The sequence below is a fragment of the Promicromonospora iranensis genome (assembly GCF_028994775.1).
Lineage (GTDB): Bacteria > Actinomycetota > Actinomycetes > Actinomycetales > Cellulomonadaceae > Promicromonospora > Promicromonospora iranensis_A.
Genome location: NZ_JAJQMN010000003.1, coordinates 255409 through 269795 on the forward strand (window position 1 = coordinate 255409; position 14387 = coordinate 269795).

Annotated in this window: 13 protein-coding genes; 8 read left to right on the forward strand and 5 right to left on the reverse strand. The window is 71.2% G+C overall.

The window, feature by feature from the left end; translation table 11 throughout:
• Nucleotides 1-58 precede the first annotated feature (58 nt).
• The gene (locus LUU90_RS06545) at nucleotides 59-3610 is read right to left on the reverse strand and encodes a family 43 glycosylhydrolase (protein ID WP_275002545.1); all 3552 of its coding nucleotides are present in this window, start codon (nucleotides 3608-3610) and stop codon (nucleotides 59-61) included.
• Nucleotides 3611-3885: 275 nt separating this feature from the next.
• Between LUU90_RS06545 and erm the strand changes: the two genes are divergently transcribed.
• The 4 genes from erm to LUU90_RS06565 all read left to right on the forward strand — a co-directional run bounded on the left by erm (nucleotide 3886) and on the right by LUU90_RS06565 (nucleotide 6586).
• Nucleotides 3886-4749: a 23S ribosomal RNA methyltransferase Erm gene (gene erm, locus LUU90_RS06550; protein ID WP_275002546.1), complete on the forward strand. Its 864-nt coding sequence runs from the start codon at nucleotides 3886-3888 to the stop codon at nucleotides 4747-4749.
• 64 nt (nucleotides 4750-4813) lie between these two features.
• Nucleotides 4814-5410 carry a hypothetical protein gene (locus LUU90_RS06555; RefSeq protein WP_275002547.1) on the forward strand — a complete coding sequence of 199 codons (597 nt, stop codon included), beginning with the start codon at nucleotides 4814-4816 and terminating at the stop codon, nucleotides 5408-5410.
• A gap of 40 nt (nucleotides 5411-5450) precedes the next feature.
• Entirely contained in the window at nucleotides 5451-5858 is a 408-nt protein-coding gene (locus tag LUU90_RS06560) for a DUF4345 domain-containing protein (RefSeq protein WP_275002548.1), read from the forward strand.
• On the forward strand, nucleotides 5855-6586 hold the full coding sequence (locus LUU90_RS06565; protein ID WP_275002549.1) for a hypothetical protein: 732 nt from the start codon (nucleotides 5855-5857) through the stop codon (nucleotides 6584-6586). Before LUU90_RS06560 ends, LUU90_RS06565 begins: the two co-directional genes overlap by 4 nt.
• A 153-nt stretch (nucleotides 6587-6739) precedes the next feature.
• Here LUU90_RS06565 and LUU90_RS06570 read toward each other — a convergent pair whose 3' ends face one another.
• Nucleotides 6740-7081: a nuclear transport factor 2 family protein gene (locus tag LUU90_RS06570; RefSeq protein WP_275002550.1), complete on the reverse strand. Its 342-nt coding sequence runs from the start codon at nucleotides 7079-7081 to the stop codon at nucleotides 6740-6742.
• 190 nt (nucleotides 7082-7271) lie between these two features.
• Between LUU90_RS06570 and LUU90_RS06575 the strand changes: the two genes are divergently transcribed.
• The 3 genes from LUU90_RS06575 to epsC all read left to right on the forward strand — a co-directional run bounded on the left by LUU90_RS06575 (nucleotide 7272) and on the right by epsC (nucleotide 10207).
• Nucleotides 7272-8069, forward strand: coding sequence for a lytic polysaccharide monooxygenase auxiliary activity family 9 protein (locus tag LUU90_RS06575; RefSeq protein WP_275002551.1), 798 nt, complete (start codon nucleotides 7272-7274; stop codon nucleotides 8067-8069).
• Nucleotides 8070-8675: 606 nt separating this feature from the next.
• Complete coding sequence (gene cysK, locus LUU90_RS06580) at nucleotides 8676-9611, forward strand: cysteine synthase A (RefSeq protein WP_275002552.1); 936 nt, start codon at nucleotides 8676-8678, stop codon at nucleotides 9609-9611.
• Nucleotides 9611-10207, forward strand: coding sequence for a serine O-acetyltransferase EpsC (gene epsC / locus LUU90_RS06585; RefSeq protein ID WP_275002553.1), 597 nt, complete (start codon nucleotides 9611-9613; stop codon nucleotides 10205-10207). The genes cysK and epsC overlap by 1 nt, the downstream gene beginning before the upstream one ends.
• On the opposite strand, the gene LUU90_RS06590 is transcribed toward epsC, so the two are convergent.
• Nucleotides 10188-10613, reverse strand: a complete 426-nt coding sequence (locus LUU90_RS06590; protein WP_275002554.1) for a hypothetical protein — start codon at nucleotides 10611-10613, stop codon at nucleotides 10188-10190. The two genes, epsC and LUU90_RS06590, sit on opposite strands and share 20 nt — an antisense overlap.
• A gap of 125 nt (nucleotides 10614-10738) precedes the next feature.
• Here LUU90_RS06590 and LUU90_RS06595 point away from each other — a divergent pair, with 125 nt between their 5' ends.
• Entirely contained in the window at nucleotides 10739-11851 is a 1113-nt protein-coding gene (locus tag LUU90_RS06595; protein WP_275002555.1) for an LLM class F420-dependent oxidoreductase, read from the forward strand.
• A 70-nt stretch (nucleotides 11852-11921) separates the two neighbouring features.
• Here the strand turns inward: LUU90_RS06595 and LUU90_RS06600 are convergent, their stop codons facing one another.
• Both LUU90_RS06600 and LUU90_RS06605 read right to left on the reverse strand, forming a co-directional pair.
• Complete coding sequence (locus LUU90_RS06600; protein WP_275002557.1) at nucleotides 11922-13493, reverse strand: bifunctional metallophosphatase/5'-nucleotidase; 1572 nt, start codon at nucleotides 13491-13493, stop codon at nucleotides 11922-11924.
• A gap of 280 nt (nucleotides 13494-13773) precedes the next feature.
• A complete protein-coding gene (locus LUU90_RS06605; RefSeq protein ID WP_275002558.1) occupies nucleotides 13774-14244 on the reverse strand; it encodes an MGMT family protein in 471 nt (156 codons plus the stop codon).
• Nucleotides 14245-14387 lie beyond the last annotated feature (143 nt).

The following is a 14387-nucleotide window of genomic DNA, read 5'->3' on the forward strand; positions in this document are numbered from 1 at the left end:
CGATGGTCGAGCTTGTCGGGACCTCACCGGGTCTCGACAAGCTCGACCACCGGCAGCGTCAGCCCCGCGGCGTCACCTTCGCCGTCGCCTCCGAGACCGCGACGCCCGGGAACGCGCCCGGCCGCTGCGCGGTCACCCGCACAGACATCCGGTGCCCGACGTCGGCGCTCGTCAGGCGCAGCGTCTGGCGGGTCGCACCGTCCACCGGCTCACCGTCGCGGAGCCACTGGTAGCTGAACGCGACGTCGTCCTGGTCCCAGGTGCCGGGCGTCCCGGCGAGCGTCGCCCCGACCGCCGTCCTGCCCCGCACCTTCGGCGTACGCAGTGCCTCGGGCTGGACGCCGTCGTAGGGCAGCGGGTCGACGCTGGTGAGTGTCGGCACCACCTTCTGCATGAGGCCGTCGTCGCCGAAGGTCAGCCGGTCGATGGTGGTCTCACGGTGCGTGCCGTCGCCGCCCGGGATCCCGAACCGGTGGTAGGCGATGTACCACTCGTCGGTCCCCGGTACCTGCACGATCGAGCTGTGCCCGGTCCCGAGGATGCCCTGGCTCGGGTCCTTCTCCAGGATGACGCCGCGGTACGTCCACGGACCGTGGACGCTCGTGGCCGTGGCGTAGCCGACCCGGTAGTTCGGCGAACCGGTGTCGTCGATCGAGTAGGTCAGGTGGTAGAGCCCGTCGCGGTAGTTGAGGAAGAGGCCCTCGCGGAAGTCGTTCAAACCGCTGATCCGCCGGAGCGTGTCCTGCTTGATCGAGAGCATGTCGTCGCTCAGCTCGGCGTAGACCGGCCCGTTCGACGGCCCGCCGTTGCCCCAGAACAGGTAGTACTTGGCGGTCTCCGGGTCCTGGAACGCCGCCGGGTCGATCGCCTGGCCCGACGTGATCGCCTCGTTGCCCAGGACCATCGCCGTCGGCTGCGCGGTGAACGGGCCCTCGGGGCTGTCGGCCACGGCGACGCCCAGCGTCTTGCGGTTGTACGTCGGGTTGTGGCCCGAGAAGTAGAAGTAGTACTTCCCGTCCCGTTCGATGATGGTCGGCGCCCAGGCGTTGCCGCTCGCCCAGGGCACGTTGCCTCCTCCTCCGTCGAGGGTCAGGAACGGCTTCTCCGAACGCTCCCAGTCGGCCAGGTCCGTCGACTTCCAGACGTAGAAGTCCTTGCCGCCCCAGCCCGCGACGCCGTCGGTGGTCGCGTAGATGTAGTAGTGGTCGCCGAACTTCGCGATGTTGGGGTCGGCGTACAGGCCGGGCAGGACGGGCGACCGCATCTCCACGGCGCGCACCGTCCAGTCCCGGGTGGCGCCGTCCTGCGCGGTGACCGTGAACGTCCTCGCGGACGAGAGGTCCATCGGACCCGTCACGTCCGGCGCGATCGACGACGTGGACACGACCTCGAAGGCCGGCTCCAGCGCCGTCCGGTCGGTACCGGGCCGGACCGGCAGCGTCACGGTCGAGGTGGCGTCGTCGATCACCGCGGGGACCTTGAGGCTGTCGAGCTCCACCCCGGTGATGGCCGTCGGGTCCGCCCCGAGCTCGCGGACCTCGTCCGCCGACAGCGCGCGGTTGTAGATGCGGAAGTCCCGCACCTTGCCCTTGAGGTACCTGTCCGAGGCGTAGTTGGAGCGGCCGATGTAGTTGGCCGTCGTCCGGCCCTTGCCGATGTCGCCGGGCTTGATGGTGACGCCGGTCTTCTCGCCGACCTCGACGCCGTCGAGGTAGAGCGTGGCGGTCCCGTCCTGGAGCGTGTAGGTCAGCGTCTTCCACGCGCCGCGCGGCAGCGCGGAACCCGAAGCGACGGTCTGCTCGGTGCTCCAGTTCCCGGTGGCGATCGAGGTCCGGTAGTTGTTGCCCGTGGTGAACAGGTAGCCGTTGCCGACACCGGCGCCGTCGGTGTTGCCGAGGCCCCAGATGAAGTACGGCGTGGCCTGGGCGGGATCGAGCCAGACCTTCGTCGACACGGTGATCGCGTCCAGCCCCGCCATCATGTCGTTCGGCAGCTTCACGTGGCCGTCGGTGCCGCCGAGGTTCAGCGCGCCGTCGGCGAACGTCGCGTCGCCGCTGACCGCGCCGTCGTACCCGTGGCCGGTGCTGTCGGTGGCGACGGAACCGCTGGTCTCGTCGAAGTCGTACTGCGCGACCAGACCGTTCTCGTCGGCGACGACGGGGGTGGGCTCCTCGGGGACCACTATGCCGTCGCGCAGCGCCGCGAGCTCCGCGGCCGTGACCGGGATGACTGTGCCGTGCCGCGGGCTGCCGGGCAGGTCGTACGACGGCGGGACCTGCCAGTCCGGGTTCTCCAGGTCCTCGGTGCCGAGCGGGATGTAGCCGCGGCCGCCGTACTCGTCGACGAACAGGTAGTAGGGCGAGCCGGACGTGTCGCCGGGGTTGGCCTCGAAGACCGTCGGGCCCTCGACGGCGGAGGTGCCGGCGTCGCGGCCGATGCAGCCGGCCATGAACTCCCACGACGGGTCGCCCGGCAGGTCCACGGCGGTCAGCGTCGGGGACTTCTCCTGGATGATGTCGGAGCAGCCCGTGCCGCCACCGCCCTCGTCCTTGGTGAAGCGGTAGTAGGTGTCGTTCTCCTTGATGACCGTGGAGTCGATCCGGGACTCACCGCGGTCCTGCCAGACCTTGGCCTCACTGAACGTCACGAAGTCGCGCGTGGTCGCGTAGAGCATCCGGTTGTACGCGCTGCCGGTGTGGTCCGGGTCGTCGGCCGCGTACAGCTTCGAGGCCCAGAACACCACGTACTGCCCGAGTGTCTCGTCCCAGTACGCCTCGGGCGCCCAGGTGTTGCCGGCGTTGTCCGGCGAGACCTTTACGTGCCGCTGCTCGGACCAGTTGGCCAGGTCCGTGGACTCCCAGATCTCCAGGTACTTGCTGCCCTGGCGCTGTGCGGCGTCCCAGTTGCCGTTGCGGCCGATCGACAGGTCGGTGGCGATCAGGAAGAAGCGGTCGCCCTCGGGCGAGCGGATCAGGAACGGGTCGCGGAGGCCGAGCGTGCCCTCCGCCGACTCGAGCGTCGGCTGCCCGCCGCCCAGTTCGTCCCACCGCAGCGCGTCGTTGCCGCGGCTCGCCGCGAAGTAGATCTTCTCGCCGGCGATCGAGTTGCCCGTGAAGTAGCTGAACGCGTAACCCTCGTACGGCGCGGCGGCCGGCTGCTCGCGCACGGTGAGCGGGATCTCCCGGGTGGCGGTCGCACCGCCGACGTCGGCGGTCGCGGTCAGGGTCACCCGGGCGTCCCCCGCGCCGTGCGCGGGACGGTGCACCACACCGTCGGTGGCGACGACGGCGGGGTCGGACGACGCCCAGGTGACCGTCGCGTCGTGCAGGCCGGACGTCGGCAGCGTGAGGTGCCCGCGCACGTCGTCCGCATGCACGATGCTCAGCGCGGCGGCAGCGGAATCGGCCTCCGCCTGGGTGGCGCCGTCGGCGGCGGTCGCGGTGACGGCGGTGGTGGTGCCGGACATCGTGGTCTCCAGCGCCGTCGCGGGCACCCGCGCCCCCGTGGCGCTCGCGGGCAGGAACGGGATCAGGCTTCCGAGCAGAGCCGCGACAGCGCCGACGGCAACGGAGCGGAGAGGCAGGCGGGAACGTCTGGTGCTTCTTTGCACGGGGACCTCGCAAGAATGTGAGCGTTAACAGTCGCGCCATACGACCATCGCGAGATCGTCGTGTCAACCCGCCCCGGAAAATTCCTTGGCGCTCTCCCGCGGCAGGCTCCTAGAGTCGGCTCCGATATGAACGCAATGATCAGGCAGCGTTCCGCCCGCTAGCGGCGCGGAACGCACACCACCACCCCAGCGCGTGCTCCGCGCCGCCGGCTCCCGCCGGGCGGCGCGTTTCGTGCTGCCCGGAACTCGAGTACCGACGACTTCCGGAGCACACCATGTCGCGCAACCGTTCCTCACGCACCTATGCCCGAGACACCGCCCGCAACGCCGCCTCCCGTGGGGCCTCGCCCGATCGACGGGTCACCGCGGAGGCCGCCCACGACCTGCCGGGCGGCGCCCACGAGCTGGGCCAGAACCTCCTGGTCGACCCGCAGGTCGTCCGCCGCGTCGTCGACCTCGTCCCCGATGTCGACCGGCCGCTGGTCGAGTGGGCGGCGGGACGTGGGGCGCTGACCCTGCCCCTGGCACGTCTGGGCCGTCCGCTCGAGGCGGTCGAGATCGACCCACGCTCCACCGGACGGCTGGGTCAGCTGGTCCCGGGCAACGTCACGGTGACGCGGGACGACATCCTGCGCCACGCACCGCCGTCGGACCCCCACGACCTCGTGTGCAACGTGCCGTTCCACCTGACCACGCCCGTGCTGCGGCGACTGTTCACGCTGACCGGCTGGCAGCGGGCCGTGCTGATCACGCAGTGGGAGGTCGCGCGCAAGAGGGCCGGCGTCGGCGGCGCCACTCTCCTGACCGCCCAGTGGTGGCCGTGGTTCTCGCCCCGCCTGGACCGCCGCGTCCCCGCCGCGGCGTTCCGGCCGCGGCCGAGCGTGGATGCGGGGCTGCTCGTCATCGACCGTCGTGCGGCACCCCTCCTGCCTCCGAGCGAACAACGCCGCTACCAGCGGTTCGTGTCCGCCGTGTTCAACGGTCGCGGCCGGGGACTGCACGAGATCCTCACGCGCCAGGGGCTCGCGCGGGACGACGCGCGGCGGTGGGCACGGGAGCACGGCGTCCGGCCGGGTGCGCTGCCCCGCGACCTGGACGCCCGCGCCTGGGTCGGGGTGTTTCGCCTGAGCAGGCGTTGAGCCGCCCCGGACCCATCACAGCACGCCCAGCGGATCGTCATGTCCGTGCTGTCGAATGGTCCCCATGACACGGAGCACCCCTCATCGTCCTCGCCGTCGCTGGATCGTCGCCATCGCCTCGGTGGTCGGTGGGCTGGTCGTGCTCGGTGTGGCCGGCGAGCTCGTCCTGCGGGGCATCATCGACGACCGGATCGCGGCCACCGAGGCAGACCTCCCCCCGGGGGTCACCGTGACGCGCGACGACACCCCCGCGCTCTGGCAGGTCGCGACCGGTCGGGCCACCGTGTCGGTGCGGGTCTCCCCCGAGGCCCTCACCGACACGGCGCGGTCCACGACGGACCTGCCGGAGCTCGAGGTCGCCGCGGAGTCCGGGAACCTGGTGGCGCAGGTGCCGCTCTCCATCGCGGGCAACGAGCAGACCGTGGACGTGCTCCTCTCGGTGGCGGCCGAGGGCGGTCAGGCCGTCCTGCGCGCGGACACCGTGCGGTTCGGCGGGCTGACCCTCCCCGTCTCCGTGCTGGCGGATCAGCTCGACAACCCCGACCTGGACCGGCTGGCGGAGGGCGTGACCTTCCCGGAGGGGCAGGACGACGTGACGATCTCTTCGGCACGCGCGACCGACGACGGGCTGGAGCTCGGGGCCGAGGTGACGATGTGGTGAGCCTTCCCGGCTGACCGGACACACGTGCCAGACTGCCCATATGGGTCGACGGACAGTGATCGTGGTCATCGCAGTGCTCGGCACCGTTCCCGTGCTCAGCGGGCTGCTCGGCATCGTGGGTGGCCCGGCGGCCCTGCCCGACGGCGAGGCGGTGAACGCCACGGTCGACAGCGAGTACCGGTTCACCAACGTGTTCTGGCTCGCCGCGGGACTGCTGCTCTGGTGGAGCCTGCGCCGGCCCCGGGAGCGGGCTGCCGTGACACGGGTGATCCTCGCGATCGCGTCGCTCGGCGCCGTCCCGCGGCTCGTCTCGGTCGCGGTGACGGGCTGGCCGCACCCGGTGTTCATCGGAGCGCTGGTGCTCGAGCTGGTCGTGGTGCCGCTCGTGATCTGGTGGCACGTCCGGACGTTCCCGCGGTCGGCCGAGCCGGAACCCCGCCGAGCATGACCTCGGTCGCCGGAACCATCCGGTTCGCCGTCGCCCGTGTCTCCGACGAGCTCGGGGAGGACCTTGAGGTCCAGGTCTTCGTGGACGACATCGAGATGACGTCCCGTGGCGCCGGGCTCGGCATGTCGCCGTTCGGGCTGCTCCTCCCGGAGAACCGGCTCGTCGCCACGGCCGAACCCCGCGTCGTGCCGATCGCCCGCTGCACGTGCGGCACCTACGGGTGCGGCGTCACCGACGTCCAGATCCGGCGGGAGGGCCACGTCGTGCACTGGGACTGGCTCCACGCGACCCCGGTCGATCACGGGGCGACGTTCGACGCGGCGGCGTACGACGCCGAGGTCGCGCGCATCGGCGCCGACCACACCTGGGAGCGACCGGAGGACACCGCGGAACGCCTGATCCTCACCGGCGTCGACCACGCGTGGCTCGCCGCCGAGGGCTTGCGGCTGCAGTTCGCCCGGCCGGTCTTCGACGACCCGTCGACCTACCGCGTCGTGCTGCGGACGACGGACCCCGGGTATCAGGTGTTTCTCCGCTTCCCGCTCCGCGGCCGCTCCCCGGTCGAGGTGGTCGACGAGGCGCTCAAGACGCTCCGCACGCCCCCGGCGAGCTGGCCGGCGACGTTCAGCCCGATGTCGACGGCGGCGGTGGTGGCCGGCCCGCCCGCGATCGCGGGTCGGCGCTGGCGACAGGAACACTTTCTCCGCCGCCGCGGTAGGAAGGGCTGACGGGGGCTCGGTGAGCCAACCGGAGCCGTGTTGCCGAGAGCAGACGTTGTCTACGGAGGGCAACACGGTCCGCGGACTACCTGCTTGCCCCTGGCGAGCGGAGCGACGGCCCGTACCGGCTCACCCTGTGCGCCCGGCGCACCAAGACCGGCGTCAGCTGAGCACCAGGCTCGCGATCTTCCCGTCGCGCAGCACGAACTTGAACGGCCCGGTCCCGTTGAACCGGTTGCTCGTCACCTTGATGTTCGCGGTGTACTCGCCGTGGGCGGAGCCAGGCAGCACGGAGATCAGCTCGAACTGGCTCTGCATGCCGATGTTGTCGGTCTCGTTCCAGCTCCGGACGCCGTCGGGGCCGTGGAACTCGCGTCCCCAGTCGTTCAGGTACGCGTCGTCCGCGAAGGTGGCCACGAAACGTTCGGTGTCGGCCGCGTTGGTGGCGTCGATGAACTCCTGGATGACGGGCGGGACCACGGCGGGCGGATCGTTGACAGCCATGCAAACCTCCAAGGCACTCGGTCTCCTCGACCATAAGCACACTTGGCTCCGTCAGCCAGGGATCGGCGGTCCTCCCGAACTCTAAACGTTTCAACAGGTAGTTTTCGCCCGCTCAGCCTCCGCACAGTGTTCCTGCACGCGCCGTGGCGGGCTCCGCCAGGCGCACTCGCCCGAGCACCTGGAGGAACCCATGTCCGTCCGTGCGCACAAGCGCAGTCTCACGCTCGCCATCACCGCGGCACTGGTCGCCCCGTTCGCCATGGTGGCCGCGGTCACCGCGGACACCATCACGGCGGCACCGGCGTCCGCACACGGTTCCGTGACTGACCCGCCCACCCGTAACTACGGGTGCCTCGAGCGCTGGGGCAGCGATCACCAGAACCCCGACATGGACGAGCTCGACCCGATGTGCTGGGGCGCGTGGCAGCACGACCCCAACGCCATGTGGAACTGGAACGGCCTCTACCGGGAGAACGTGGGCGGCAACCACGAGGGCGTCATCCCGAACGGGCAGCTCTGCTCCGGCGGCCGCACCCAGTCGCCGCGGTACGACTACATGGACACCCCTGGTGAGTGGATCGCCAAGGACGTCCCGCAGCAGTTCCACCTCACCCTGACCGACCAGGCCCGGCACGGCGCCGACTACCTGCGCATCTACGTCTCCGAGCCCGGCTTCGACCCGACGACGGAAGCGCTCGGCTGGGACGACGTCGAGCTGGTCAAGGTGACCGGCTCGTACCCGGCGCAGGGCACGTACGAGACCGACGTCGACCTGTCCGGCCGCAGCGGCCGGGCGGTGCTGTACACGATCTGGCAGGCCTCCCACCTGGACCAGCCCTACTACCTGTGCTCGGACATCAACATCGGCGGCAGTGGGGCCGAGACCGGGACCGGGTCCGAGTCCGAGTCCGAGTCCGAGTCGGTCGTCAGGACAAAGGTGGCGACGACGGCGGCCGCCGCCTGCCGTCTCGGCCAGTACGCCATCTGACCCACGTCCGGCGGCCGGACCGGCATCGGCCCGGCGTGGACCCAGCAGCAACCCGGCACAGATAACCCTCAGCGGCCCGTCGGCCTCGGTCCTTCGGTGGACCGGGGCCGATGTGGTGTCCGACGACGATCGGTCACTGTCCGGCGGCAGTCGGGAGCCGCCCGGCAGTCGGCGCAAAGTATCGACATGATCGATACCTGAGACAGATCTTGTCTCACAGTCCTCGCGCGCGTAATCTGCTCCAGGCGAGCCGATGGCCCGCTACGGAACATGCAGCCGCGCGGCCAGCTGGCCGCCCCACGCAGGGAGGACGTCTTGAGCACCGTGCGCTCCGCACTCCCCACCTCCGCCCTCCTGGCCGCCACGCACTCGATGTGCGTAACTGACTGCTGCCCCCGAGGCTGTCTGTAGAGCGTCCGCTCTGCGCCCGACCACACCGGCCCGGCCGTGCGTGGCCCTGGCGCCGGCGCGACGCTCCGGACCCCGCCCACACCCCAGACGATCCACGCCAGTCCCGAGGTGCGCCTCCGCACGACCCGGGCGCCGACGTCGGACAAGCACGACCCCAGCCAGCCACACCGCCACACAGCGAAGGAAGTACGAACAATGGCCCGCATCTACGACGACGCGACCAAGCTCATCGGTAACACGCCGCTCGTCAGGCTCAACCGCCTGACCGAGGGCCTCGAGGCGACGGTTCTCGCCAAGCTCGAGTTCTACAACCCCGCCAGCTCCGTCAAGGACCGCATCGGTGTATCGATCGTCGACGCCGCCGAGGCCTCCGGCGAGCTCAAGGAGGGTGGCACGATCGTCGAGGGCACCTCGGGCAACACCGGCATCGCGCTGGCCTTCGTCGGCGCGGCCCGCGGCTACAAGGTGGTCCTGGCGATGCCGGAGACCATGTCGAAGGAGCGCCGCGCCCTGCTGCGTGCGTACGGCGCCGAGCTGGTGCTCACGCCGGGCTCCGAGGGCATGAAGGGCGCGGTCGCCGCGGCCGAGAAGATCGCCGCCGAGCGCCCGGGCGCCGTCCTGGCGCGCCAGTTCGCGAACGAGGCCAACCCGAAGATCCACCGCGAGACCACGGCCGAGGAGATCTGGGCCGACACGGACGGCGCCGTCGACATCCTCGTGGCCGGTATCGGCACGGGCGGCACCATCACCGGCGTCGGCCAGGTCCTGAAGGAGCGCAAGCCCGAGGTCAAGGTCGTCGCGGTCGAGCCCGAGGAGTCGCCGATCCTCAACGGCGGCGCCCCCGGCCCGCACAAGATCCAGGGCATCGGCGCGAACTTCGTGCCCGAGATCCTCGACACCAACGTGTACGACGAGGTCATCGACGTCAACGCCGGCACCGCCATCGAGTTCGCCCGCCGGGCGGCCCGCGAGGAGGGCCTGCTCGTCGGCATCTCGTCGGGTGCGGCACTGTCCGCGGCGCTGGAGGTCGCGAAGCGTCCGGAGAACGCCGGCAAGACGATCGTCGTGATCATTCCCAGCTTCGGCGAGCGCTACCTGTCCACCCCGCTGTTCGAGGGCCTGGTCGACTGATGGCGCGGGCGCACGGGCTCCTCCAGGTTCTTGCCGAGGACCTGGACGCCGCGCGCGCCCACGACCCGGCCGCGCGGTCCCGCCTGGAGGTCGCACTCGCCTACCCCGGCGTGCATGCTCTCTGGGCCTACCGCGCGGCGCACCGTATGTGGCGGGTGCCGGTCCTTCGCCTGCCCGCGCGGCTGCTCTCGCAGCTCGCGCGGGCGGCGACGGGGATCGAGATCCACCCCGGTGCCCGGCTGGGGCAGCGGCTCTTCATCGACCATGGCATGGGTGTGGTGATCGGAGAGACCGCGGTGGTGGGCGACGACGTCATGCTCTATCACGGCGTCACGCTGGGCGGCCGGTCGCTCAACCGGGGCAAGCGGCACCCGACTCTCGGCGACCGGGTGACCGTCGGCGCCGGCGCCAAGGTGCTGGGCCCCGTGTGGGTCGGGGACGACGTGCAGATCGGCGCCAACGCCGTCGTCGTGAAGGACGTTCCCGCGGGAGCCGTCGCGGTGGGTATCCCCGCACGGGTCCGGGTGCCGAACGCCCCGGTAGCGGACCGCGCGCGACACGAGGACCCCTCGGAACTCATCGAGTACTCGATCTGACCCGCGCCGCGCCCGCGCAGCGCGCCGATCGAGTGGTCGGTAGAAGGTCAGAAGGTCGGCAGTTCAAGTTGCCGACCTTCTGACCTTTTGCCGACCGCCGGACCTCTTGCCGACCACGCGGACGCGGCTCCCGGCCCAGGGGCACGAAGTGCTGGATGGTGAAGAACCCCGGCCGGCCCTCCGCCAGGATCGCCTCCTTCTCCCCCAGGTCCTCGACGCGTACGCCGACGATCGGGCCGCCCGGCACGGGATCGTCCCCGTACCGCTCGAGATCGGCCCGGGTGAACGGGCGCTCCCAGGCGAACGCCTTGCGCCCGACGGACCAGGCGCGGTGGCGGTAGCTCGTGCCCTCGGAGGTCTCGGGCAGCGCGAGGGCGAGCCGGGCGACGTCGTCGTAGGTGGCCACGTCTCCACGGTAGCCGGAGCGGTTCCACCGACCACCGCGATCACGGGTGCGCTAGCGGTAGGGTGGGCGCGGTACCTGGGACGTGTCGTTTCAGGTAAGACGTTTCCACGACGAGGTGAACCCCTATGCGTATCGGATTCCAGACCGGTTACTGGTCCCGCAGGCCCCCGAAGGGCATCCAGCAGTTCATCGTGGCCGCCGACAGGCTCGGTCTCGACTCGGTCTGGACGGCGGAGGCCTACGGCTCCGACGCGTTCTCGCCGCTGGCCTGGTGGGGCTCCCGCACCAAGAACGTGCGGCTGGGCACGGGCATCGCCCAGCTGTCGGCCCGCACGCCGACGGCGACCGCCATGCAGGCGCTCACGATGGACCACCTGTCCAAGGGCCGGTTCGTGCTCGGCCTCGGCGCCTCCGGGCCGCAGGTCGTCGAGGGCTGGTACGGCCAGCCGTACCGGCGCCCGCTGGCCCGCACGCGCGAGTACGTCGACATCGTGCGGCAGGTGATGCGGCGCGAGGCACCGGTGACCCACGACGGTTCCTTCTACCAGCTGCCGCTGCCCGCCGAGGCGCCCGGCGCGATGGGGCTGGGCAAGGCGCTCAAGCCGACGGTGCACCCGTTCCGGCCGGAGATCCCCATCGTGCTCGCCGCGCAGGGCCCCAAGAACGTGGCCCTCGCCGCCGAGATCGCCGACGGCTGGATGGCGGGCTTCTACGCGCCCCGCATGGACGACGAGTTCCGCGCGCTGCTCGCCGAGGGCTTCGACACTCGCGCGGAGGAGCGTTCGCCGGCGGACCGGTTCGAGGTCGCGGCGACCGTCCCCGTCGTCGTGCGGGACGACGTCGAGGCCGCCGCCGACGTCATCCGCCCCCACATCGCCCTCTACGCGGGCGGGATGGGCGCCAAGGAGGCGAACTTCCACAAGCAGTCGCTCGACCGGCTCGGCTACCAGGAACCGCTCGACAAGGTGCAGGAGCTGTACCTCGCCGGGCGCAAGGAGGAGGCGGCCGCGGCTGTCCCGACTCAGCTCGTGGAGGAGATCGCGCTGGTCGGACCGATCGACAAGATCCGTCGCGAACTGCCCACCTGGGAGCGCACGGCGATCACGACGATGCTCGTCCAGGGCGACCCGGCTTCGATGCTGGCGCTGCTGTCGGCGTCGCAGGACTCGTCGCTCGGCGGCCGGGTCCGCTCGACGACTGGCGCGCTGCTGTCCCGGGTAGCCCCAAAGAAGGTCTGACGTGTTGAGTGCTGGCTATTTGCGCTGTTTCGAGCGCTGAGAGCGCAAATACCCAGCACTCAACGACCGGTCAGGGGAGGACCGTGATGCGGCCCTCCGTCGTGACGTCGATCGTGGTCAGCGTGCGGGCGCGGTCCGCGATCACCTCGGCGTCGACGGGCGCCTCACCGATCGGCACCAGCACCTCGGCGTCGGCGAACCCGCTGACGCCGTCGCCGCCCCCGGCCACGTAGGCGGTCACCGCGACGGTGTAGGCGGCGTCCGGGTCGAGCGGCGCGCCGCCCACGCTGATGTCCCGCACGCGCGCCCCCACCGGGGCGGTCGGCGAGTAGGAGTACGCCATGCCGGAGACCTGCGGGAACCCCCCGCCGGCGTCCTGCACACGCGAGACCGCGTCCTCCAGCGACTGACGCAGCCCGGACCCGGTGACCCGTACGTTCAGCACCCGGTTGGCGAACGGTGCGATCGAGTAGGCGTCGCGGAGCGTGAAGTCCGGTCCTGGCGCCTCGGCCCGCAGCCCACCCCCGTTCACCCAGCCGACGTCGGCCCCGTGCCGCGCGCGGAACGCGTCCGCGACGAAGTTGCCCAGCGCCGTCTCCTGGGACCGGCTGATCTGGCCCGGGTTCAGCAGCGGCGTCCGCACGTCGGCGAGCACCTCGGACAACCGCTCGTCCATCTCGGCCGCGTAGCGCTCCTCGACCTCGCGCAGCGCGGGGTCCGGCGTGACCGTGTGGTCCACCTCCACCACCGACGGCGTCACCACGTGCTCCCCGCGCCGCTTGGTGATGTCCAGGCGAACGAGCGAGCCGATGTTCCCCTCGGACGCCATGAGCGGCACGTCGCCCTCGTACTCGATCACTGAGTCGTACTCGGCCATCTCCTCGCCGAACACGGCGTCCAGCTCCGGGACGGCCCGCACCAGCTCGTGGTTCTCGGCCATGGGGTACTGCGTGACAGCGACGACGACGTCGGCCTTCGCATGCTCCTTGAGGTCGGCGACGGCGGCGCGCGCCGCGGCTATCGGGTCGCCCTCGACGAGGTCCCCGGCGGCCGACGTCGTCTCGATCGCGTCCGTGAGGCCGACGAACCCGACGCGGACCTTGCCCACCCGCTGCACCGCCCAGGTGCCGCCCTCGACGAAGGGCGCCCCGTCCGCGGTGGTCAGGTTCGACGTGATCCACGGGAAGTCGGACGCCGCGACCAGCTCGCGCGCGTGGTCGACGCCGAAGTCGAAGTCGTGCTGCCCGAAGTTCGCCAGGTCGACACCGACGTCGTTGAGCGCCTCGACCATCGGCATGCCCTTGTACAGGCCGCCGAAGAGCGTGCCGCCCGCGAGATCGCCACCGAACACGACGGCGGTCGCCGGGTTCTGCTCCTCGACGGTACGCACCGCCGTGGCCAGGCGGGCGACGCCGCCGCGGTCCTGCCCGCCGGTCAGCACCGGGCCGATCTCGTGCGCGTCGTGGAAGTACAGGAGCGTCGCGGAGTGGTTGGCACGATCAGGGGCATGACCTGCGGCTGGGTCGACGGCAGCGCCGGTGGCTGGGTCGGCGGCCGCGGGCAGCAGGCCCGACGTGGCCAGGCTGGACACGAGCAGCAGGGTTCCGAGAGCCCCGGTGATGCGGGCGAGGGGGCGGTGCATGGCAGTACCTCCGACGGCGGATCAGATTCGGCTCGGCACGTTAGCGGGCGGCCGTGAACGGCACCGTTCCCCGGGCATGAACGATGGGTGACGCCGATTCTGCGGGCTCGGGCTCGGGCTCGGGCTCGGGCTCGGGGCGCAGAGTGCTCCGGTGGTGGGTGCCGGTATACCTGAACCAGGTTCGGCTCTGGACCGCATATGCGGGCTGTCCTGAACAATTCAGCGCAGGTGAACTAGCCCTGCCTGAGGTGAACGTTCTTCAGCACTGCCGGCACCTGCCTCAGAGACCTGACCGACCCGGCGGCTCGTCCTCGGGGAACCAGACCGCCCGGCGCAGGTTCACGCGGCGGCCGTCCCGGGACAGCGGGCAGCCCTCGGCGCGCAATGCGTCCAGAGCCTCGGTGAGGTGATGCTGCGGCGGAGAGCCGGCGGCATTGACGACGCGCCACCACGGGACGCGGTCGCCATACGGGTCGGCGCCAGCGTCCGGGTCGGCACCAGCGTCCGGGTCGGCACCAGCGTCCGGGTCGGCGCCCTCGTCCGGGACCAGGTGCGCGTACCGGTCCCCCGACCCGGCCATGACGCTCCCGACCTGACGTGGCCCGCCGCGCCCGAGCTGCTCGCCCACGATCTCCGCGATCAGCCCGTACGTCATGGCGCGGCCGGACGGGATGCGCCGGACGACGTCGAGCACGGCGGCGGCGTACTCCTCGACGTCGGTGAGCTGGGATCCGGGCGGCGAGTCGGTCACGGATGCGATCGTAGACGGCCGCGCTACTGATACGTCTTCAGCAGGTTCCCGGCGGCCATAACCCAGCCGGTGATGGTCGCCCGAAGCCTGCTGAACCCAGCTCAGCCCACGGCCGCGCTCGGGAAATTGCTTGCGGCGGATGC

Bases quoted from the DNA above. Each gene is read 5' to 3' on its own strand.
- erm (WP_275002546.1), top strand. From the start codon at position 3,886: ATGTCGCGCAACCGTTCCTCACGCACCTATGCCCGAGACACCGCCCGC.
- LUU90_RS06555 (WP_275002547.1), top strand. From the start codon at position 4,814: ATGACACGGAGCACCCCTCATCGTCCTCGCCGTCGCTGGATCGTCGCC.
- LUU90_RS06560 (WP_275002548.1), top strand. From the start codon at position 5,451: ATGGGTCGACGGACAGTGATCGTGGTCATCGCAGTGCTCGGCACCGTT.
- LUU90_RS06565 (WP_275002549.1), top strand. From the start codon at position 5,855: ATGACCTCGGTCGCCGGAACCATCCGGTTCGCCGTCGCCCGTGTCTCC.
- LUU90_RS06570 (WP_275002550.1), bottom strand. From the start codon at position 7,081: ATGGCTGTCAACGATCCGCCCGCCGTGGTCCCGCCCGTCATCCAGGAG.
- LUU90_RS06575 (WP_275002551.1), top strand. From the start codon at position 7,272: ATGTCCGTCCGTGCGCACAAGCGCAGTCTCACGCTCGCCATCACCGCG.
- cysK (WP_275002552.1), top strand. From the start codon at position 8,676: ATGGCCCGCATCTACGACGACGCGACCAAGCTCATCGGTAACACGCCG.
- epsC (WP_275002553.1), top strand. From the start codon at position 9,611: ATGGCGCGGGCGCACGGGCTCCTCCAGGTTCTTGCCGAGGACCTGGAC.
- LUU90_RS06595 (WP_275002555.1), top strand. From the start codon at position 10,739: ATGCGTATCGGATTCCAGACCGGTTACTGGTCCCGCAGGCCCCCGAAG.
- LUU90_RS06600 (WP_275002557.1), bottom strand. From the start codon at position 13,493: ATGCACCGCCCCCTCGCCCGCATCACCGGGGCTCTCGGAACCCTGCTG.